This window comes from Bacillus mycoides (assembly GCF_000832605.1).
GTDB lineage: Bacteria > Bacillota > Bacilli > Bacillales > Bacillaceae_G > Bacillus_A > Bacillus_A mycoides.
This window is the reverse complement of the sequence record NZ_CP009692.1, coordinates 2,235,054-2,255,974: the sequence shown is the minus strand read 5'-3', so window position 1 is coordinate 2,255,974 and position 20,921 is coordinate 2,235,054. Positions and strand designations below refer to the sequence as shown.

The 20,921-nt window shown below is 35.6% G+C and carries 20 protein-coding genes and 1 pseudogene; 5 read left to right on the top strand and 16 right to left on the bottom strand.

Going from position 1 to position 20,921, the window contains the following annotated elements; translation table 11 throughout:
* Positions 1-54: 54 nt before the first annotated feature.
* Complete coding sequence (locus BG05_RS13595) at positions 55-963, top strand: EamA family transporter (RefSeq protein ID WP_002128551.1); 909 nt, start codon at positions 55-57, stop codon at positions 961-963.
* 88 nt (positions 964-1,051) lie between these two features.
* Positions 1,052-2,211 (top strand): annotated as a pseudogene (locus tag BG05_RS13590) (M20 peptidase aminoacylase family protein).
* Between the two features lie 21 nt (positions 2,212-2,232).
* On the opposite strand, the gene BG05_RS13585 reads toward BG05_RS13590, so the two are convergent.
* The 4 genes from BG05_RS13585 to alsR form a co-directional block, all read right to left on the bottom strand.
* On the bottom strand, positions 2,233-3,180 hold the full coding sequence (locus BG05_RS13585) for an ABC transporter permease (protein ID WP_002128553.1): 948 nt from the start codon (positions 3,178-3,180) through the stop codon (positions 2,233-2,235).
* Positions 3,173-4,084, bottom strand: a complete 912-nt coding sequence (locus tag BG05_RS13580) for an ABC transporter ATP-binding protein (RefSeq protein WP_002167820.1) — start codon at positions 4,082-4,084, stop codon at positions 3,173-3,175. Before BG05_RS13580 ends, BG05_RS13585 begins: the two co-directional genes overlap by 8 nt.
* 94 nt (positions 4,085-4,178) lie before the next feature.
* Positions 4,179-4,754, bottom strand: a complete 576-nt coding sequence (locus BG05_RS13575; protein ID WP_003190842.1) for an FtsX-like permease family protein — start codon at positions 4,752-4,754, stop codon at positions 4,179-4,181.
* Positions 4,755-5,007: 253 nt separating this feature from the next.
* On the bottom strand, positions 5,008-5,916 hold the full coding sequence (alsR, locus tag BG05_RS13570; protein ID WP_002128558.1) for an acetoin biosynthesis transcriptional regulator AlsR: 909 nt from the start codon (positions 5,914-5,916) through the stop codon (positions 5,008-5,010).
* A 151-nt stretch (positions 5,917-6,067) separates the two neighbouring features.
* On the opposite strand from alsR, the gene BG05_RS13565 reads away from it, so the two are divergent.
* Both BG05_RS13565 and BG05_RS13560 read left to right on the top strand, forming a co-directional pair.
* Positions 6,068-6,433: a CidA/LrgA family holin-like protein gene (locus BG05_RS13565; protein ID WP_002185136.1), complete on the top strand. Its 366-nt coding sequence runs from the start codon at positions 6,068-6,070 to the stop codon at positions 6,431-6,433.
* Positions 6,430-7,107: an LrgB family protein gene (locus BG05_RS13560; RefSeq protein WP_002137763.1), complete on the top strand. Its 678-nt coding sequence runs from the start codon at positions 6,430-6,432 to the stop codon at positions 7,105-7,107. The genes BG05_RS13565 and BG05_RS13560 overlap by 4 nt, the downstream gene beginning before the upstream one ends.
* Before the next feature lie 12 nt (positions 7,108-7,119).
* Here BG05_RS13560 and BG05_RS13555 read toward each other — a convergent pair whose 3' ends face one another.
* Positions 7,120-7,533: an NUDIX hydrolase gene (locus BG05_RS13555; protein ID WP_002137764.1), complete on the bottom strand. Its 414-nt coding sequence runs from the start codon at positions 7,531-7,533 to the stop codon at positions 7,120-7,122.
* Between the two features lie 143 nt (positions 7,534-7,676).
* On the opposite strand from BG05_RS13555, the gene BG05_RS13550 reads away from it, so the two are divergent.
* A complete protein-coding gene (locus BG05_RS13550; RefSeq protein WP_002167816.1) occupies positions 7,677-7,877 on the top strand; it encodes a DUF3903 domain-containing protein in 201 nt (66 codons plus the stop codon).
* 320 nt (positions 7,878-8,197) lie between these two features.
* Here the strand turns inward: BG05_RS13550 and BG05_RS13545 are convergent, their stop codons facing one another.
* From BG05_RS13545 to tkt, 11 genes are all read right to left on the bottom strand, one after another.
* Positions 8,198-8,953 (bottom strand): sulfite exporter TauE/SafE family protein, encoded by a 756-nt coding sequence (locus tag BG05_RS13545; RefSeq protein ID WP_002137766.1) that lies wholly within the window; start codon positions 8,951-8,953, stop codon positions 8,198-8,200.
* 108 nt (positions 8,954-9,061) lie between these two features.
* Entirely contained in the window at positions 9,062-9,208 is a 147-nt protein-coding gene (locus tag BG05_RS30565; protein WP_002014405.1) for a BC1881 family protein, read from the bottom strand.
* Between the two features lie 166 nt (positions 9,209-9,374).
* A complete protein-coding gene (locus BG05_RS13535) occupies positions 9,375-11,102 on the bottom strand; it encodes an S-layer homology domain-containing protein (RefSeq protein WP_002167815.1) in 1,728 nt (575 codons plus the stop codon).
* Between the two features lie 220 nt (positions 11,103-11,322).
* Positions 11,323-11,892, bottom strand: a complete 570-nt coding sequence (locus BG05_RS13530) for a hypothetical protein (protein ID WP_002167814.1) — start codon at positions 11,890-11,892, stop codon at positions 11,323-11,325.
* Between the two features lie 124 nt (positions 11,893-12,016).
* The gene (locus BG05_RS13525; protein WP_003190850.1) at positions 12,017-13,051 is read right to left on the bottom strand and encodes a nuclease-related domain-containing protein; all 1,035 of its coding nucleotides are present in this window, start codon (positions 13,049-13,051) and stop codon (positions 12,017-12,019) included.
* 139 nt (positions 13,052-13,190) lie between these two features.
* The gene (locus BG05_RS13520) at positions 13,191-14,237 is read right to left on the bottom strand and encodes a GH25 family lysozyme (RefSeq protein ID WP_002185130.1); all 1,047 of its coding nucleotides are present in this window, start codon (positions 14,235-14,237) and stop codon (positions 13,191-13,193) included.
* A 139-nt stretch (positions 14,238-14,376) separates the two neighbouring features.
* Positions 14,377-16,140 carry an ABC transporter ATP-binding protein gene (locus tag BG05_RS13515; protein WP_002185129.1) on the bottom strand — a complete coding sequence of 588 codons (1,764 nt, stop codon included), beginning with the start codon at positions 16,138-16,140 and terminating at the stop codon, positions 14,377-14,379.
* The gene (locus tag BG05_RS13510; RefSeq protein ID WP_002128572.1) at positions 16,140-17,891 is read right to left on the bottom strand and encodes an ABC transporter transmembrane domain-containing protein; all 1,752 of its coding nucleotides are present in this window, start codon (positions 17,889-17,891) and stop codon (positions 16,140-16,142) included. Before BG05_RS13510 ends, BG05_RS13515 begins: the two co-directional genes overlap by 1 nt.
* Before the next feature lie 124 nt (positions 17,892-18,015).
* Positions 18,016-18,237, bottom strand: a complete 222-nt coding sequence (locus BG05_RS13505) for a YneF family protein (RefSeq protein ID WP_001132292.1) — start codon at positions 18,235-18,237, stop codon at positions 18,016-18,018.
* A gap of 78 nt (positions 18,238-18,315) precedes the next feature.
* Positions 18,316-18,756: a sporulation inhibitor of replication protein SirA gene (gene sirA / locus BG05_RS13500; protein WP_002014415.1), complete on the bottom strand. Its 441-nt coding sequence runs from the start codon at positions 18,754-18,756 to the stop codon at positions 18,316-18,318.
* 156 nt (positions 18,757-18,912) lie between these two features.
* The gene (tkt, locus tag BG05_RS13495) at positions 18,913-20,913 is read right to left on the bottom strand and encodes a transketolase (protein ID WP_033734206.1); all 2,001 of its coding nucleotides are present in this window, start codon (positions 20,911-20,913) and stop codon (positions 18,913-18,915) included.
* Between the last annotated feature and the right edge of the window lie 8 nt (positions 20,914-20,921).

The following is a 20,921-nucleotide window of genomic DNA, read 5'->3' as shown; positions in this document are numbered from 1 at the left end:
CTAGTTATATATGTCCGTTACGGAACAATTTCATATAGATGGGAGGAATTTTTCATGCTTCGTTATTCTCTTTTAGTTTTATTAGGAGCGTGTAGTTATGGGGTTTTAGCTATTTTTGTTAAACTTGCATATGCAGAAGGGTTTTCACTTGGAGAGGTAATTGGTAGCCAGTATTTGTTCGGTTGGATTATTTTACTTGCTATTACACTTCTATTTTCTAGACATCGTGTTCCACTAAAACAAATGTTAATTTTATTCGTCGCAGGAACGTCTGCAAGTTTTACTGGAATTTTTTATTATGCTTCTTTAAAAACTGTACCAGCTTCTATTGCAATTATACTTTTATTCCAGTTCGTTTGGGTTGGAATTATCATTGAAGCTGTCGCAACAAAAACATTACCTTCAAGAGAAAAAGTTATTTCAGTAATCTTCTTACTTGCAGGTACATTTTTATCAAGTGGGTTATTAGAAACATCAGCTGGTGATTTCGATACGACTGGAATCATTTTAGGCTTATTATCTGCTATTACATTTGCAACATACATTTTCGTAAGCGGGAAAGTTGCCGTTGAAGTACCTTCTTTACCACGTGGTGTCCTTTTAATGGCTGGCGCTTTAACTTTAGTCATGATCGTATTCCCGCCAACATTTATTTTTAACGGGGCGATCTCTCAAGGCCTTTGGAAATACGGCTTAGGATTAGGAATATTTAGTATCGTTATTCCGTCCATTGCCTTTACAATTGGCATTCCAAAAATCGGTTCTGGATTAGCAACTATTCTTGGTGCAGCAGAACTACCAGTTACAACTATTATGTCTGTATTCGTTTTAAAAGAAGCTGTACTATCTTCACAATGGTTCGGTGTATCACTTATTTTAATCGGTATCGCAATCCCGCAAATTGCATACGCAATGCGTGGGCGTTATCGAAAACAGCATACTCATAAAAAAGTTGCAGCATAAAACGAGAGAGGATTTTCATTTGAGAATCCTCTCTTTTATTATTGTATAATTAATACAAATACTTCACTTAAGAAAGAGGGCATAATAAGTGGCATCTATTCCTGATCAATTAACAGAAAAACTTATTTCCATTCGTCGGCATTTACATGAAAATCCAGAACTATCATACGAAGAATTTGAAACGACAAAAGCGATAAAAAATTGGTTAGACGAGGCCAATATCACTATTATTGATTCCAATTTAGAAACAGGAGTTATCGCTGAAATTTCTGGTAATAAAAACGGACCGGTTGTAGCGCTTCGTGCTGATATCGATGCCCTTCCTATCCAGAAGAAACTGACCTTCCATACACTTCAAAAATACAAGGTAAAATGCATGCTTGTGGGCATGATTTTCATACAGCTGCTGTATTGGGTGCGGCTTACTTATTAAAAGAAAAAGAAGCTTCTCTTAATGGAATTGTCCGCCTTATATTCCAGCCAGCTGAAGAAAGTAGTAATGGTGCTTGCAAAGTTATTGAAGCTGGGCATTTACGTGGCGTGCAAGCTATTTTCGGTATGCATAATAAACCTGATTTACCAGTAGGTACAATCGGTATTAAAGATGGACCACTAATGGCCGGAGTTGATCGATTTGAAATTGAAATCCATGGTGTTGGTACACATGCAGCTGTGCCTGATGCCGGCGTCGATCCTATCGTTGCATCATCTCAAATCGTTATGGCACTTCAAACGATTGTAAGCCGAAATATTAGTTCTTCTCATAACGCTGTCGTAAGTGTAACAAACATTCATTCAGGGAATACGTGGAACGTTATTCCCGAAAAAGCAATATTAGAAGGAACTGTCCGTACATTCCAAGCTGAAACACGTGAAAAGATTCCGGCATTAATGAAACGTATCATTAATGGCGTTTCTGATGCATTAGGTGTAAAAACAGAATTCCGATTTTATCCAGGTCCTCCTGCTGTTCAAAACGATAAAGTACTCACTGATTTTTCTATTCATATTGCAGAGAAAATGAATCTAAACGTTATCTCTCCTACACCATCAATGGCAGGAGAAGACTTTTCTTTTTACCAACAAGAAATACCAGGTTCATTCGTCTTTATGGGAACAAGTGGTACACATGAATGGCATCATCCAGCTTTTACAGTAGATGAAAAAGCATTGCCTATTAGCGCAGAGTATTTCGCCCTATTAGCCGAAGAAGCTATTCATCAATTATTACAAACAAAAAGCCGTTAAGTTACCCTTAACGGCTTTTGCTTATGCTGTTAAATCTCGTTTTATAAATACAGTATAGGAAACCCCTAAAAATACAGCTAAGTATAGAAGAAGCATACAAGAAGCAAATGGGAATGTTACTCCATCAATAAAGCTTCCACCCTTTAAAAGCCCATATAAATCTGTATTCGCTGGTAATAAATATTTCGCCCATTCATATCTTGCTGCCGGAATTAGCGCTATTCCCCCTGATAATGCAAGAAATAAAGAAATCCCGATTGCACCTCCGCTCGATCTCGTTAAAACGGAAATCATAAAGGCAAATGCAGCATACACAAGAGTTGGTAACCAAGATAAAATATAATATTTACTTGCTTCTACGAAAATATTTTGTTTTATTATATTTCCATTTTGAACGACAAATTCAGCCCAAGCTGGTTGTTGGAATTTATAAATAATCAACCCGCATAATACGGAAAAAATCATATTAAATATAAATAATAATGCCGCAAATATAACGATTGCCAAAAACTTAGATGTTAAAATTTTAAATCGGCTCGCTGGACGAATTGTTAAAAATTTATATGTTCCCCAGCTATATTCATTCGCAAAAATCGTACTCGCATATACGAGAATAAACGGAAGTAAAATTGGAAATACGATAAAACCTGTATCTCTCATAAATGAAAGCGGAGAACTACTTGCTGGCGCTGTATTCGTATCTAAATGCTTCATTTTAAGCTGGTATTCCTTTACAAGCTCGTCTCCTGACTTTTCTGTTAAAATATCCTCTTTTTTCATGCCGAGCTTTTTCTCAATTTCTACAGTGCGTTCTGTATAATCCGCTTTCCACCCTTTTGTTTCTGGCTCTAAATATTTTACCGTAACCCATCCTAATCCAATAATTAATACCGCAATAACTGCAAAAGGAATAATCGTTCGCTTTCGCTTAAATATTTTATACAGCTCGTTATAAACTAAATTAAACAATATCTTTTCCTCCTGTTAATTCTAAAAACTGCTCTTCTAGCGTTTTTCTTTCTTCATATACACGATAAACTTGAATGTTTTTCTCCATCAATGTACGAAGAATATTTGGAACTTCTTCATCTTTCACGTTTATAATTAATTCGTTTTCTTTTACTAAAACATCGTATTCTAAAACCTCTGCCGCTTTATTCGCATCATCTACACGTATATGTATTTCTTCTTTTTCTTCCTTTTTATCACTTTGAATATTTTGTGTTGCGACATATTCTCCATGCTGAATAATAATAACCCTGTCACACATTAATTCAACTTCTGAGAGTAAGTGACTAGAAACAAGAACAGCTTTTCCTTGTTCATGTGCAATTTTCTTTATGTACATCCGCATTTCATGTATACCACTAGGATCTAATCCGTTCGTCGGTTCGTCTAGTATTAATACATCTGGATTATGTATAAGTGCCTGAGCAATTCCTAAACGCTGTCTCATACCGAGTGAATATGCTTTTACTTTACGGTCAATTACTTGTCCCATTCCTAACAATTGCACTACTTCATCGATACGCTCTTCAGTCACATTCCCATTCATTCGTCCGAAATATGTTAAATTTTCATAGCCGCTTAAGAAAGGATAAAATTCTGGTGTCTCAATTACAGCACCAATTTTCGCAGCAGTTTTTTCAAATTGCTGTTTTACAGATTGACCATCAATCCATACTTCTCCTTCTGTCATACGAATCATTCCGACCATCATTCGCATTAATGTCGTTTTTCCAGCACCATTTGGTCCTAATAAGCCAACTACTTCACCTTTTTTCACTTCAAAACTAATATTTTCTACTAACGTCTTTGAACCAATTCGCTTTGTTAATCGATCAACTTTTACGATCGCTTGCTCATTTATCATTCCATACAACCTTTCTTCTTAACTCTTTTTTTCAGTTCTTCCCACTGTATCATGATTAATAACATGTGTAAAATGAAGAAAAAGCCATGATTTCTCATGCCTTTCTCTTCGTTTCATATGACTTTTCACCCTTTAACCTTTGTGTAAACCTACAACATTGCCACATTGATATTATAATGACGGTTATCATAACAACTGCTGTTATCACTACCGCATACATCGTAATCGGTGCATTGGTTATCCCTTGGATTCCTACTGCTTTCATAAAAATAATAATAAATAATTTCAAAAATAACATACCATGAATTAATCCGAAAACAAAAGCTCCTCCGTAAGTTAATAATTGCTCCTGACATAATAAACATAACATTTCTTTTCCTGTCATATGCATCACTTCATTCGATGTAAACTCCTCTTTTCTTATCTGTAAAAGAGAAGCTGTCATTTTATATGTAATGAAAATACACACAAAAACTATAAATAGAAACATAGCATAAAACCACTTTACAAATATAGGTGTATATTCCGCTTTACTTATTACAACTTCATTGAATCGGAATGATATCATAAAAAAACAAAGCATTGTATTCATAGCAATCCACATAAATTGTTTTAACCTTTGGGCAGCAAATGTTTGTATATTTTTTCTCGCTAACCGAAATAAAGACATAATTTCCCCCTACCTTGCTTCATAACATACGCATTCTATACTACTAGTGTATAAAAATATGACATTTTAAACATCGCACTTCAATCGGAATCTTTACTAAGCCTTTAGTCCTAGAAACCACGCATATTGATCTCCTTAGCATTGAATAAAAAACAAAAAACGGAAATGCACTTTAGTTACATTTCCGTTTTTTGTTTAATGAGGTGAATCTTTATATAACTTAATTATCATGACTACCCTGTAACTTCATCAACTATTCAGCCTTCGCATCTTCCACTTCAATCCTTTTTTTCTCTCTTGCAATTTTCAAAAACTCTAACAACTCTGGATTGTTATTCATTTTTTTATAAGCCACTGACATTTCTGCAACAAAATTAGAATCACATAACTCTTTATATACAACTTCTGTTCTATACAATTTATTTGCGGATACAGGTATTACCGTAATTCCAATACCTGCCGCTACAAGCCCCATAACAGTTTGATACTCCGTTGCTTCTTGTACAATGTGCGGACTAAAACCTACATCACGGCAAAGCGATAAAATTGTATCATATAACGCTGGCCATACTGGTCTCGTAATAAATACGAACGGTTCATCCCTTAAATCTTCGATATGTATTTCGTCCTTTTCAGCAAGAGGATGTGCCTTCGGTAAACATAACGTACATGAAAGTTTTTGAATTGGTTCTAACTCAAGTAATTGCGTTGGAATTGGCGGACGTAAAAATCCAATATCAATTCGATTATCATGAAGTGCATGCACCTGATCCGGTGTGGACAATTCATGTAATGCTACAGACACTCTCGGAAATTTCTTTCTATACTCTCTGACGATTGACGGTAAAATATCATATATCGCCGCACCTACAAAACCAATTGAAAGTGATCCAACTTCTCCCCTTTGAGCACTTTGTGCAACTTCTACTGCTTTTTCAATTTGTTCAAACGCTTTTTTTACTTCTTTTAAAAACATTTCTCCTGCTTCTGTTAATTCAACCTTTCTCTTCGTTCTTGAAAATAACATAACTCCCATTTCTTTTTCTAATTGCTGAATTTGTTGACTAAGCGGTGGTTGTGTCATTTGTAAACGAGCAGCTGCTCGTCCAAAGTGTAATTCCTCTGCCACTACAACAAAATATTGCAAATGCCGTAATTCCATTTTGGACACCCTTTTCACTTTCGATTAATACATCTAATATATTAATAACATATAATTTATATATTAGACAAATATTTCGAATGAACGTATAGTAGAAATTGTTAATTCTTTTTTACAATTTTTATGTAAAAAACAAAGAGGTGGTTACTGTATGAAATGGTGGAAGTTAAGCGGACAAATTTTATTATTATTTTGTTTCGCTTGGACAGGTGAATGGATTGCAAAACAGGCACACCTCCCAGTTCCAGGAAGTATAATCGGTATTTTTTTATTATTAATCTCATTAAAATTTAATATAGTGAAAAAAGAATGGATACAAGAAGGTGCAGACTTTTTATTAAAAGAACTTATTTTATTTTTCATCCCTTCTGCAGTCGCTGTCATTCGTTACAAAGATACATTATCACAATATGGAATCGATCTCATTTTAATTATCGTGATTAGTACACTTTGTGTTACTTTCGTAACAGGACTTTTAACAGAATTGCTATTAAAGCGGAAAGGATCAACACAATGATCGGCTTTCTTTGTTTACTATTAACACTATTCACATATTGGGTATCTAAAAAAATGTATCAACGCTGGAATTGGAGTCTGCTTTCTCCCCTTCTTGTATGCCCAATCATTTTAATAGCTTTATTACTTGGATTAGATACACCATACGAAACCTACGAATCTGGTAGTCATTGGCTAACAGAATTATTAAAACCTGCAACAGTTGCTTTCGCATGGCCAATCTATAAACATTTTGATCTATTAAAAAAACACGGCACTGCTATTTTAATTAATGTCATTGTCGGTTCTTTTCTATCTGTTATTACTTCCGCACTACTAGCTAATTTTTTTCAAATTGACTCTACAATAGAACAAAGTTTAGCACCGCACATTGTAACAACACCTATTGCAATGGCTATTTCAGAAATGATTGGCGGCATGTCACAATTAACAGCAGTTTTCGTTGTATTAACTGCCTTAACTGGAGCGTTATTCGGTCCTACACTCATACGCATATGCCGTATTAAAACAGCGCTCGCAAAAGGTATAATGCTAGGTACTAGCGCGAATGGGACCGGAACATCAAAAGCATTTGAAATCGGTCCTGTAGAAGGTACAATTGCAAGTTTATCAATGCTTTTAACAGCTGGAGCTAGTTTAGTTATCGTTCCACTTTTCTTATCTTGGATACACTAAAAAAGCAAGTATTTACACACTTGCTTTTTTATTTACATATCGGTATATTAGCTCGTAATCCTCTGGAAAAGCTAATGATAATTTTCCAACTTCATGTATCCCTTTCCAATCAATCTCATGTATTAACTCATCCGGATCTTGGATTTTCATATTACCGCCTATTTTTTTAACAAAGTAATAATGAACATACACCGGAATCCCGTATGTAATACCTTCTTTTTCGTATATTTTATTTACAACCTCCACATTGTAGCCTGTTTCCTCCCAAACTTCCCTGATACAACATTCTTCTAGTGTTTCTCCCTTTTCAAGTCCTCCACTTGGGACAGACCACCTTTTTTCTTCCCCTTCTTTTCCTTGCAATACCATTAAAATTTCATTTCTTTCATTCATACAAATAGCTGCCGTACCTATCCATCTCTCCATATACATCCCTCCCCTACTAAAATTCACCTTCTTTTTTATTTCCCCTTTGAAAAAAAAGAGGAAATAAGTAAAAAGATGCCGAAAGTTTACATCAACTTCATGAGCAGTCCCTTCTTAGAAATTCAAACCGGAAGGATGAAATTATGATTTCTAAATATGTTGTGGAATGTGTTTTTTGTGAAGAAAACCGAAAACCTCGGCAATCCATTGTCACAGTGCCTGCTACTTCTCAGCTACTAGCCATTCAAAAAGTACGAGCTGAATGTAAACGTCGCTTCGGAAAAACTTTATTATTGCAAACAGAAATTAAAGAAGACTTACTCATTGAACAAAAAGAAAGCTGACCATAAATTGGCCAGCTTTCTTATCCGATCATATTTTCACATGAAGATTAGGGGCATCCTCTTTAAGGATCGGGATTTACCCATTATGTGCGTTCCATAATGGTCATCGAACAATATATTTCTATACAATAAACTATTGAATAGAATAGGGCAAAACTTGTTCGCATTTTTAGAAAAGGGATAGGGATATAATTCAAGTAATACTTCGAATACTCGAACTTTATACTCATTATATTAAAGCAAATCCTTTTATATGAGAAATATGAATTACTTACATAATTCATTCGTAAAATATATTAATAGATTTCTATATATTCTCTTTAATCTACTAACAACATACATCCAGCTAATATTGGTGTCATAATCATCGAAAACCTTAGAAGCATGCGAGGTGCATAATTTGTAAACTTAGCTCCTATATACGCTCCTAACATTGTCCCGATTAAAACTTGTACTAATAATACATAATCTAAATACCCTTCCGAACTATATCCAAACCCACCTCCAATTGCGATTGGTAATATAACGAGCATTGTCGTCCCTACAGATTGACGGATTGTTAAACCTAATAGAACCATTAATCCGAGTTGGATAAAAGGTGCTGAGCCAATACCAAATGCACCTGCTAAAATTCCAGTCACCAATCCGAGGAATATACATTTAATCACGTTATCTTTCGAAAGTTCTTTATGCCCTTTTAAAGACGACTGTGATCTTTTTTGAAACATAATCAACCGAATAAACATAAAAATTGCCGATAAAAATAACATACCAGCTGTAAACCAATGCAACAGATGTGCTGGTATTAACGAACCAAACTTTGAACCAATAAAGGAACCAATCGCGCCAAATCCCCCAACAACTCCGCCTATTACAAGCACAACATTCCCTTCTCGGTAATGACTTACTACTCCAGATAATGTCGTAAATGCCATCGCAGTTAAAGATGTTGCAAGAGCAACATGAATTGGGATATGGAATACTAGAGTGAGTATCGCGATGATAAATCCTGCTCCCCCTGCTCCGACAAATCCTAATAAAACTCCCATTAATAACATTGTTATAATAATTGCCACATAATTCCCCTCCAATATCCCAATTATCTATCATATACACACTTCTATACAAACAAAAAGCACCCTAAGCGGATGCTCTGACTACTTTTCTTTATTGATAATATGTACTTAATCTTGATTAATTAAAATAACAGCTGGACCAGAAACAACTACTCCGGCCACTTCTATCTTTTCAAATTCCATCACTGTAATAGATATAACCCCTTCTCTTTCCATCAATTCCTTACTCAGGACTTCAGTCGGTATTGATTTCACCGTCCTACCTCCTTTTCATTTTATACAAAATTACAAAAAACTACCCAATGCATCTAAATATATGCATCACCTCCGCTTTCATTCCTTATTCCAGTCAAAATTCACATCACCTTTCTATAACATATTGAAAAATAAAAAAGCACTCGCCAAAGCGAATGCCTTTCCATTATTTACTCTCTATTACTTTTAACATTCTATTAATAAATGCTGCCGATTCCCCACGTGTTGCAGAACCTTTTGGCATAAACTCATTATTCTCATTCCCTTTTACGATACCTAACCCATAAACACGTTGAACCGCCTGTTTATCATACGCTAAATTTTGATCCGTAAATGGTAATGGAACTAAATTACCTTTAATATTTTTGAATTGCAATGCACGATCAATCATAATGACAGCTTCATCACGTTTAATCGTATCATTCGGAGCAAATATATCATTTCCTCGTCCACTTATAATCCCAGCACTAGCTGCACGATTAATACCATCTACTAGCGATGGATGAGCTGTGCTTAAATCTTTGAAATTCGATTTCCCCTCTGGTAATTGCAATGATCTTGAAACTAAATTCGCAAATTCACCACGTGTTACAAGACGTTCTGGCCAGTAAGAACCCTTCCCGTCTCCAACCATAATACCTCTTTTATCTAATTCACGAATATCTGCTTCATACCAACCGCCAGTTATATCATCTTTATGATTCGCATCATAATAAGCTTTCGTTCCCTGTAAAAATGGCTCCCACGCATTATTCCTTATCATAATGGCCGGACAATTCTTTCCGCTCCAAAATTGATGTTTTTTTACATTTTCTAAAGGAATATTTAATTCCCCCATTAAATAGGCTGCTAGTTTGCGAGCATTTTCCACAGCTTTATTATAATCACCATCTTGATTGACAGCAATTTCAATTGCAATTGATTCTCTGTTACCGGTTCCTTCTGATCCATCTCCAGCATGCCAACCATTTTCATTTAATGGTAGATGTTGATAAATTTCTTTATCATCTACTGTAAAATGCCAAGATGCTGAACGATCAGTCGTTCCTGTTGCTTGACTGTATAAATATTGTGCATGGTTTCTAGCATTTGCTCCAACACTATAATTATCTGTCTCATGAATTGTAATGTATTTTGGTTTCATCGCATAACCTGGACGAATATTTTCATTACCTGTTGGTACAATCATTTCCTTTAATGGTACACCGTAAATATCCGTTGTTTTCTCTTCTATTGGTGCAGTATACATAACCGCTGCACGTTTCGTACGAGTTGGAGTTGTGCTTTGAATAAGAGATGCTTTTGTACCCTCAAATTTTGCTGAAGGTGCATAAATCCATTTCACCTCATTATCTATTTGGACTTGGAACCACTCTCCAACTTGTCCAATTGCAATAATTGTTTGCGGTTGTAACACTTTCTCGTCTTTATATGAATTAAATGGTGCGGAATATGTAGCTGTCTCTTCATTAATTACTAATTTTTCGTTTGCCAAGTGATAAACTTCCTTAACCTCTACATTTCCTTCACTACTTTGTATCCACCCAGCTCCAGATTCTGTTTGTATATAGTAAGCGTTTCCTTTTTGTTTTTCGGCTTTCACTACTTGATTAGAAAGCTGAACACCTGTCGCTTTTTGTAACTCAGCAGAATCAAATAAAGATGCTGAACCTATTATATGTACAAAAAAATCTCCTTGTACTTCATTTGTTATTCCTTTGCTCTCTCCACGTCCATCTTCATCTTTCATATGGCTTTCAATACTTTTTAATGCTTGCTCGTCTGTTGAAATTGTTACGGTCTTTTCTACTGTGTCTGCATAGGAAAAACTTGGAATCGTTACCATACTAAATACAATTGATGCAGCTAAAACATTATAAAATTCTTTTTTCATACTAATTATTTAACACGTTTATATCTTAATTCGTGTTAACTTCCCTCCCTAATCTAAAATATTTAAGGCTATCTAGCAGACTTCTAAACTAAATAACCCTTTACAATATAACAAACTCTATCTCATTCGTATAGATAGGAATGACTACTATTTGCCTACTTTTTCTATATTGGAATATAGAAAAGAAGCTATAAAAGATATAGCTTCTCCTCTCACTATTTCAATCTCGTTGTACCTTATACTCTATAACTCTACCATCTTTATCAAATTGCAAAACAAGACATTCACTATCTATAGGAATGAAACCACGTTCATTCCCAAGATAGTATAGTGTAGTAATTCCCGTTTCCAAACTGCTTGTTTTCGTAGGGGCCCCTAACAATTTTGTAATTTCCTCGTTTGATTTCCCTATCAATTTATGCTCCTGTAATAGGTCATCTACCATATGTACTCGTTTTTCTTCATAATTTAACCACCGATCCTGATTAAAATTTGAAGTGTATTTATTTATACTTAATTGTACGGTGCATACTAGCAATGGAATGAGACCTACCATCATTATAGTGAACAGTTGTTTCTTACCTTTATCACGTCTTGCCGAAACATGTAAGATAGACTTTTGAATAATAACTAATAAAATAAAAGGCATTACTACCACCAAAATACTCATTACACTCAATGACACATGAACCATATCAATAACGAAAATAAACGCAATGTACATTAATATATGCAAACAAAAATAAATGTACAACATTCCCCACAATATAGAGCTTTTACCTTTCTCCACCCAAATAACACCTACTTTATCCCGCTATTTGCGGGCAGTTAGACTCCCACCTCAAAATTCGGCTGTAAAGGGTAGAAGTCGGGTTGCCCATAAACCCCCACTAATTAAAGTTTTACTTTATTTTTCACTTCGCAACATAATTCATCTGGCCAATCATATCTCTAATCTTTTGTAGTTCTCGTGCTGTATATATTACTTTACTTGTTAAAACTTCATTTCTGAAAAACGTTACAATTTGCTCTCTATCTTTAAATCTCGGCAATTCTTCATTAGAAAGATCAATAACTTCTTTTCCACTCTCATTTTCAAAATATACAATTGGTTTTACTTTTTCCTTTACAATATCTACTTGCATTTCTTCCAAACAATTATATAAAGTTTGAGATAGCATTTTCGCTTTATACGCTGGATTCCCTTCATTTCTTACTTGCAAAGTTAATGAAGTTCCATCCGTAATAAATTCAAGTGTCTCTTCTTTTTCAATTTCATGTTGATACTTACCAATTTCCTCAATCATAAATGAATATATACCCGCATTTTCTTTCGTTAAGCCATGGATTAATTTCCCTGTCCATTCTTTCGTCTCAAGTAGATAAATACCAGTTTTACATAAGATAAGGTGATGAATTCGATTATCATTTATGTCACGTTTATCTCTATATTTATTGCGTATCATAAAAACGTTCGGTATAATATGAAACTCTTCTTCTAGTATTATTCCTTGCTCAACGAAACCTCGCTTCATATAATGTAATATTTCATGCGCATTCACTTCAGCACCATTTTTGGTATATTCTCGTAAATCCGCAATTAAATTTTGAAACATATGTACTTCCCTACTATGCTTATCTTGCATTTCACTACGTTCTTTACTATGTTGAACAGCCAATTGATTTTTCATCATACGCATATTTTCAAGTTCTCTAGCTGTATTCACTTGTAAATCATTATATTTTTTCTGTTCCATATTCTTTAAAGTATCCTGTTGTTCTTTATGCCCTGTAATCGTAGCTGCAATCTCATTTTCATACGTTTCAATCGCTTGTTTCTTTTCAAACTCTACTTGCTGACTCTCTGATTCTAACTGTTTATTTTTATAAAACAGTACAAACACTACAGCTAATAATATTAAAATCCCACCTATTAGCACATACTCCATATTATTACTCCTTTATTTCATTTCCGATTATTTTTAAACATATATCAATTACATTATACTATGTTATCAATATATACTTTGTAAAAATTATATATTTTTCATAAAAGGCACCTCAGTCGAGATACCTTTTAGATTCACTTTATTGTACACCATACTGAATATAACTTGAATCATAGTATACCCATTGATTTGTCCCTAAGCAAAGCCATCCATCTTGCTTACTCCATACTCGATATGATTCACTATGATGTAACTGTCTTATAACATTCCCGTTTAATGATGGAGCATCTCGCAGATTCACATTATCGCCAGTAATAGTTGCTACATAATGTTTATACTGAATATAACTTGAATCATTATATACCCACTGATTTGTCCCTAAGCAGAGCCATCCATTTTGTTCTCCCCAAACTTCATATGATTCGCCACGATTCAATTGGCGAATTACACTAGACTGTAAAGATGGTCCACTTCGTAAATTCACATTATCTCCATTAATTACAGCAACTCCGTATACTGGAGTCGCATTATTAGGCGTGAAAACATTCCCTCCACCACTTGCTCCATTTCCTTGTAAAGCTTCTAATGAAACAGCTGCTGATACGTCACAATTTCCTACACCTGAAATTTGCCCAGAATCTGTGTACTGCCATGCTGTCCACTCTGTCCATCCACCAGCATCAGCAGGCGGTATACTAGAATATTTGGAAATCCAAAGTGGAATGTCACTTAACCCGCTAATTCCAAATTCATTAATATACCAAACTCCTGTATATAACATTACATTTTTCCCAGTAGCTTGTTTCACATAATTTACGAAACTTCTTGCCCAATTCGATATAGTCGCACCCGTTAAACTACTATTGCTAGTATCCGTTGGCGATTCTAAATCTAAAACAGGGATTAAGTCCGTCTGATTACTCTGTAATATATTCACAAAATGTTTCGCTTCTGAAATGGCATCATTTTGTTCTGGGTGCGCAAAATGATATGCACCAATTAATACATTCGCATCTCTCGCAGCTTGTACATTTTGAACGAAAGTAGGGTCAATATAGTTCACACCTTCCGTCGCTTTTGCATACGCCGCTGGAATGCCAGATGACTTCACAGCATTCCAATTAATGTTTCCTTCCCAATGAGACACATCAATAAATGTAATATTTGAACTGGATCTATTTTGCATATAAAAGCTCCTATCAAATTTTGTTATTCTATATACAATATGTACAACTCTAGTTAAAGGACACGACAAATCTCTCACATATTTCGAAAATTTTATTACATTTTAATATCTGAGAGAATAGAAAAAAGACCTTGTAATTCTACAAGGCCTGTTGCAAACTCCCTTTATTTTGTAGCAAGTACATATTGTAGTAAAGTCCTTGTTTACTAAGTAACTCTTGATGTGTTCCGCTTTCTACAATTTCCCCTTCATGCATAACAAATATTTGATCCGCATCTTGGATTGTAGACAATCTGTGCGCAATCGCTATCGTTGTTCTACCTTTTCGCATTTGCTGCAATGCCGTTTGGATAGCCTCCTCTGTTTCTGTATCAATATTTGCCGTCGCTTCATCTAACACTAATACTTTCGGATTGGTTGCTATCGTTCTAGCAAAAGCAATTAATTGCCTTTGACCACTAGAAAATGCAGCTCCTCTTTCGACAACTTCTGTATCATACTGCTCTGGTAATTTTTCAATAAACGTATTCGCTTGCACAAACTTTGCCGCTTCCTCTATCTCTTCATCCGTAATCTCTTCATTATACATACGAATATTTTGCTTTACATTTCCAGCAAATAAAAATGCATCTTGCAGCACAAGACCAATTTTCTTTCGAATTTCTTGTTCTTCGAACTTCTCTAAATCTACTCCGTCTATTACTATATTTCCTGATTTAATATTGTAAAATCTCATTAATAAATTCATAATCGTACTCTTTCCGCTACCAGTATGCCCTACGAAAGCAACCGTTTGCCCTGACTTTACGTGAAAAGATACATTTTTTAAAACGTCACGCTTTCCATCATATGAAAAAGTAACATCTTTAAACTGAATTTCCCCGTTAGCTACTCGTGGCTGTTCACTCCCCATTTGAACAGGAGCTAAATCTTTATCATCCATTAAATGAAATACACGCGATGATGAAACAAGCGCTTGCTGGAAAAAAGATAGTTTCATCATCATCTCATTTACCGGCTGGAAGAAACGATGAATATAGTTAACGAAAGCATATAAAACCCCTACTTCAACAGGACTCTTTAAAGCATCGATTCCGAATAAACCAAGTACTACCGCAATTGCTACAATATGAACAAGATCTGTTGCTGGACGTAAAAGTAATGCATCTAATTTCAATGTACGACGTCCAGCACTAAAATGTTTATTGTTCACTTCTTCAAATTCTTTTCTCATCCGCTTTTCTTGCCGGAACACCTGAACAATATTCATACCTTGAATGGACTCATTTAACTTTGCATTTAATATACTCAGCTGATTACGTACCTCTAAATAAAAAGCTGCACTTTTCCGTTGATACAACACCATAATTGCAAACATTACCGGAATTAATATGAGCGAAAATAGCGCTAATTTTACATCTAATAAAAACATCGCTACTAAAATCCCTACTAAAAAGACTACATTTTTCACGAATGTTGATAGTACACTAACATAAAAATCCTTAATCGCTTCTGTATCATTCGTTATGCGAGATACGAGCGTACCAATCGGCGTACGATCAAAGAAGCTTAATGACAATTTTTGAACATGTTCATACACTTCAACTCGCATATCTTGGACAATCTTAAAAGCGATATTTTGAAAGTACAATAAGTCTAAATAAGTAAATAATACTTTTAATAAATGAGCAATAATATACACTACAAATAGGGTTACAAGTGCTGATTGTTCAAAGTTACCTGGCACTAAGTGTTCATCAAGAAATTGTTTAATTAAAAAAGGACCCATCATTTCAGTTACAGTTGCACCAACTAGAAATAAAAATGCTACCGCCAATAACCCTTTATAGGGCCTCATATAAGAAAGCAACCTTCTTAAATCACTCCGTTTTTTCTCAGCCATCATACGCCTCCTTTCTCTACTAATGCCTCTAACTGCTGGCTTTCGTACATTTCTTTATACCAACCATTTTCTTTCATTAATTGCTCATGTGTCCCTCGCTGCATAACCCTACCTTCATCAATAACAAGAATAAGATTTGCATGCTGAATAGCACTTAAACGATGGGCAGTAATAATCGTCGTTTTCTCTGCCCTTTCTCGTTTCAATGCAGTTAAAATAGTTTCTTCTGTTTTTGCATCTACGGCTGATAAACAATCATCTAATATTAAAATTTCAGCATTTGTTAATAATGCACGCGCAATAGAGATTCTCTGTTTTTGACCTCCTGATAGTGAAACGCCCCTTTCACCTACTACAGTGTCATACCCTTCTGGAAATTGAAATATATCATTATGAATACAAGCAATATCAGCAGCTCGGCTAATTTCTTTATATGTAGCATCGGCCTTTCCAAAAGCAATGTTCTCCCCAATACTCGCTGAAAATAAAAAGTGATCTTGCGGTACATATGAAATTGCAGAACGCACACCGTGAAGTGTTAAATCTCGAATATCCCGCTCCCCAACTTTTAATTCACCATTAAAATGATCATACTCTCGAATTAAACATTTTAATAACGTCGTCTTCCCTGCACCGGTACGCCCTACAACTCCTAATGTTTCACCTTTTCTTAAGTTAAAGTAAATATCTTTTAAGTTTAATAGTTCATTCTTTTTATAAGAAAACGAATCAACAGCAAACGAAACATCACCACTTGCTATAGTATTTATAGCATTGTCCCTATTCACTACATCTGAAGTTTGTGAAAGTATTTTCTCCACACGATCATACGAAGCACGTCCACGCTCCATAATATTAAATAGCCATCCAAACGCTAACATTGGCCATACAAGTGTCCCTAAGTACGTTGTAAATGTTACTAATTCCCCTACAGTTAATTCACCTCGTACGACTAATAATGATCCGTAACAAATTGCGATCAAAAATGAAAATCCGACAATTAGGGAAATCGTTGGATCGAATAACGAGTCAATACGTGCAACTAGCATATTTTTATGTACGACATCTTCAGATTTCTTCCGAAACGCTTGTAAATCCTCTTTCTCTTGTCCAAGTGAGCGAATTACCTTCATCCCACTCATACTTTCTTGTACTTTATCATTGATTTCAGAAAACGATTGCTGTGCCTTATGAAATCTTCTATGCAATAAAGTTCCATAATAATTTGTAGAAATAGCTACAATTGGCATCGGAATTAAACTTAATAACGTTAACTTCCAACTAATTGTAAATCCCATCGCTACGAGTACACATCCTCCAACAGCTAATGAATCAACGAGTGTTAAAACACCTGCCCCCGCAGTTTGCTGAATCGCCTGAATATCATTTGTCGCATGTGCCATCAAATCGCCTGTGCGACGTGATTGATAAAAGGATGGGCTCATCTTAGTAAAATGTTCATATAGATTCTTTCGCAGTTGACGAGCTAGTTTTAAAGAAGATCCAAAAATCATAATACGCCATAAGTAACGTAATATATACATCGTAATTCCTACAACTACTAATAGAATAACCCAGTTCAACAATTTTTCAGACGTTAATGTTCCATTATTAATTTCATCTACTACAATGCCCAGTACTCTTGGCGCTACAAGTTCAAGAAGCGCGACACCAAATAACATAATAATTCCGATTATGTACGCTCGTTTTTCTTGCTTAAAAAACCAAGCTAAATTAAAAAACACTTTCATATTTATCCTCCTCCCTTAAAATGAGCGATGTTTTCAGTTTACCAAAAACACAGAATTTTTAAAAGTTTTAAATATCTTTTATAACCAAAAGAAAAGGGCACTCGGTAAGAGTGCCCTTTGGCGCTTATTTCGTTTGTTGCTTGTTCATCGCGCTCATCATTTGATTGATTTTCTTTTGGGAAGGTTTTTGTCCCATTTGCATCATCATCATTTTTAACATTTGTTCGTTAATTGGTGGATTTTTTTGTAAGTAATTCATCATGTATTTGCGGGCAATGAAAAATCCTAACGCCACGCCTGCTACTAGTGCTACTACGCCCACTAGAATACCTAACCACATTGGCATATCTTTTCCTCCTTCATGTTGTCTACCTTACAGTGTACTAAAACCTTTTCAATAAGACAAGATACTATTCGACATTTTTTACACATATGTTCGTACTTGTTTGAGAGGATTTAACCAACCGTACTTTTTATTTTCATAATCCATCGCTAAAAATGTTAACTCACACTTTCTAAGCACCTCAAAGAAAGTTGTTTCCATGGATACATTTCCAGAAGTGTTTATTCGAATATATTGTGGTTTCACCATTATTTCTCCGTATTCGGCTCCTGTATAAAGCGTATGAGTATGATTTGTTCTTTCATATTTACCAAGAACACGCAAAGCTTGTTCTAATTTATGATGAATTTTCATTACTTGTAACGGCATCGTAATATACGTCATTTGTTTATATAATACTTTCTTCTCCGAAAGGAACCCAGATTCTGAAAATCGAGCAAATAAATCAAAAAACAAATATTCACGACCAAAGTAAGCTTTCGCAATATCCTCTTGAATTAAATACAATTCATACGTTTTCATTTTTCCCCTCCCGATCTGGACAACCTTTTCCCTACATTATATAAGAGAAGATTTGCAATGATTGTCTGACTACGGAGAGAGAAAAAACTTTTCCTGTCGAAAAAACTCAATTACATAGAAAAATCTCCCCATGCTGGAGAGATTTTTCTAAAATCATTAAAGCATTTCTTTTACTTTACGAACAACGTTCTCTACAGTAAATCCATACTCTTCCATAATCTTCTCACCAGGAGCAGAAGCACCGAATGTGTCAATACCTAGTACATCTCCATCAAGACCTACATAACGGTGCCATCCCATTGTAGCACCCATTTCAATTGCGAAACGTTTCGTTACTGCTTTTGGTAGTACAGATTCTTTGTACTCAGCAGTTTGAGCTTCAAAGCGATCCATAGATGGCATGCTAACAACAGCTGCATCAACGCCGTCTGCTGCTAGAGCTTTTTGCGCTTCGATTGCTAAGCTTACTTCAGATCCAGTTGCAATTAAGATTACATCAGCAGTTTCTTTCTTGCTTGCAGAAACTACATATGCACCTTTTGCTACTTTTTCATAAGTATCGTCTTTTGCACCTTCTAATGTTGGAAGATCTTGACGAGTTAACACTAATGCAGTTGGTGTTTTTGTTGATTCTAGAGCTAGTCTCCAAGCTGCAACTGATTCGTTACCGTCTGCTGGACGAATAACAGAAACGTTTGGCATTGCACGAAGTGCTGCTAATTGTTCAACCGGCTCATGTGTTGGACCATCTTCACCAACAGCGATACTATCATGTGTGAATACATACGTTACAGGCAATTGCATTAATGCTGCAAGGCGAATTGCTGGACGTAAGTAGTCAGAGAATACGAAGAACGTACCACCGTAAGTTTTTAAACCGCCATGTAGTGCAATACCGTTCATTGCTGCACCCATCGCAAACTCACGAACACCGTACCAAATGTTTTTACCGCTGTAATCAGCTCTTGTGAAGTCTTTTTCGTTATTCATATATGTTTTGTTAGAACCAGCAAGGTCAGCTGATCCACCAAATAATGATGGTACAGACTCTGCAATTGCATTAATTACAGCACCTGAAGAATTACGTGTTGCTGCTTTTGATCCTACTTCATAAGTTGGTAAGCTTTGTTCCCAACCTTCTGGAAGAAGACCGTTCATTGCTGCTTGCAGTTCGTTTGCTAATTCTGGATATGCTTGTGCATATTCACCGAGCATCGTGTTCCACGCAGCTTGCGTCGTTTCACCAACATCTTGTACTGTTTTACGGAAGTTGTCATATACTTCTTCTGCTACATGGAAGTCTTGTTCAGCAGTCCAAGCGTATGCTTCTTTCGTTAATTTTGTTTCGTCTACACCAAGTGGAGAACCATGTGAAGCTGATTTTCCTGATTTGTTTGGAGAACCGAAACCAATTGTCGTTCTTACTTCAATTAGCGTTGGGCGTTTTTCGTCAGCTTTCGCTTCTTCAATTGCTTTTGCGATTGCTTCAATATCGTTTCCATCCTCAACACGGATTACTTGCCATCCGTATGCTTTGTAACGATCTTCTACACTTTCAGAGAATGAACGATTTAAATCGCCATCTAATGAAATATCGTTTGAATCGTAAAGTACTACAAGACGACCTAATTGTAAATGAGCAGCTAATGAAGATGCTTCAGCAGAAACGCCTTCCATTAAATCTCCATCACCACAAATAGCGTATGTATGATGATCTACTACATTATACGCATCACGGTTGTATTTAGCCGCTAAATGTCTTTCAGCCATCGCCATACCAACAGCAGTTGCAATACCTTGTCCAAGTGGACCAGTTGTTGCGTCTACACCTGCTGTGTGACCGTACTCAGGATGTCCTGGAGTTTTGCTTCCCCATTGACGGAAGTTCTTTAAATCATCCATTGTTAAGTCATAACCAGATAGATGAAGTAGGCTGTATAGTAACATTGAACCATGACCTGCAGATAATACGAAACGATCGCGGTTAAACCACGTTGGGTTATTTGGATTGTGTTTCATAAATTGAGTCCATAATGTATAAGCCATTGGTGCTGCACCCATTGGCATTCCTGGGTGACCAGAGTTTGCTTTTTCAATCGCATCAATGGATAATGTGCGAATCGTGTTGATAGAAAGTTGTTCGATTGAATGTGACATGCTATTCT

Coding starts and splice junctions, on each gene's coding strand:
- BG05_RS13515 (WP_002185129.1), bottom strand. CDS start 16,140: ATGGCTGAGAAAAAACGGAGTGATTTAAGAAGGTTGCTTTCTTATATG.
- BG05_RS13575 (WP_003190842.1), bottom strand. CDS start 4,754: ATGTCTTTATTTCGGTTAGCGAGAAAAAATATACAAACATTTGCTGCC.
- BG05_RS13580 (WP_002167820.1), bottom strand. CDS start 4,084: ATGATAAATGAGCAAGCGATCGTAAAAGTTGATCGATTAACAAAGCGA.
- BG05_RS13560 (WP_002137763.1), top strand. CDS start 6,430: ATGATCGGCTTTCTTTGTTTACTATTAACACTATTCACATATTGGGTA.
- BG05_RS13555 (WP_002137764.1), bottom strand. CDS start 7,533: ATGGAGAGATGGATAGGTACGGCAGCTATTTGTATGAATGAAAGAAAT.
- BG05_RS13505 (WP_001132292.1), bottom strand. CDS start 18,237: ATGCCAATGTGGTTAGGTATTCTAGTGGGCGTAGTAGCACTAGTAGCA.
- BG05_RS13565 (WP_002185136.1), top strand. CDS start 6,068: ATGAAATGGTGGAAGTTAAGCGGACAAATTTTATTATTATTTTGTTTC.
- BG05_RS13595 (WP_002128551.1), top strand. CDS start 55: ATGCTTCGTTATTCTCTTTTAGTTTTATTAGGAGCGTGTAGTTATGGG.
- BG05_RS13535 (WP_002167815.1), bottom strand. CDS start 11,102: ATGAAAAAAGAATTTTATAATGTTTTAGCTGCATCAATTGTATTTAGT.
- BG05_RS13510 (WP_002128572.1), bottom strand. CDS start 17,891: ATGAAAGTGTTTTTTAATTTAGCTTGGTTTTTTAAGCAAGAAAAACGA.
- tkt (WP_033734206.1), bottom strand. CDS start 20,913: ATGTCACATTCAATCGAACAACTTTCTATCAACACGATTCGCACATTA.
- alsR (WP_002128558.1), bottom strand. CDS start 5,916: ATGGAATTACGGCATTTGCAATATTTTGTTGTAGTGGCAGAGGAATTA.
- BG05_RS13520 (WP_002185130.1), bottom strand. CDS start 14,237: ATGCAAAATAGATCCAGTTCAAATATTACATTTATTGATGTGTCTCAT.
- BG05_RS13550 (WP_002167816.1), top strand. CDS start 7,677: ATGATTTCTAAATATGTTGTGGAATGTGTTTTTTGTGAAGAAAACCGA.
- BG05_RS13525 (WP_003190850.1), bottom strand. CDS start 13,051: ATGGAGTATGTGCTAATAGGTGGGATTTTAATATTATTAGCTGTAGTG.
- sirA (WP_002014415.1), bottom strand. CDS start 18,756: ATGAAAACGTATGAATTGTATTTAATTCAAGAGGATATTGCGAAAGCT.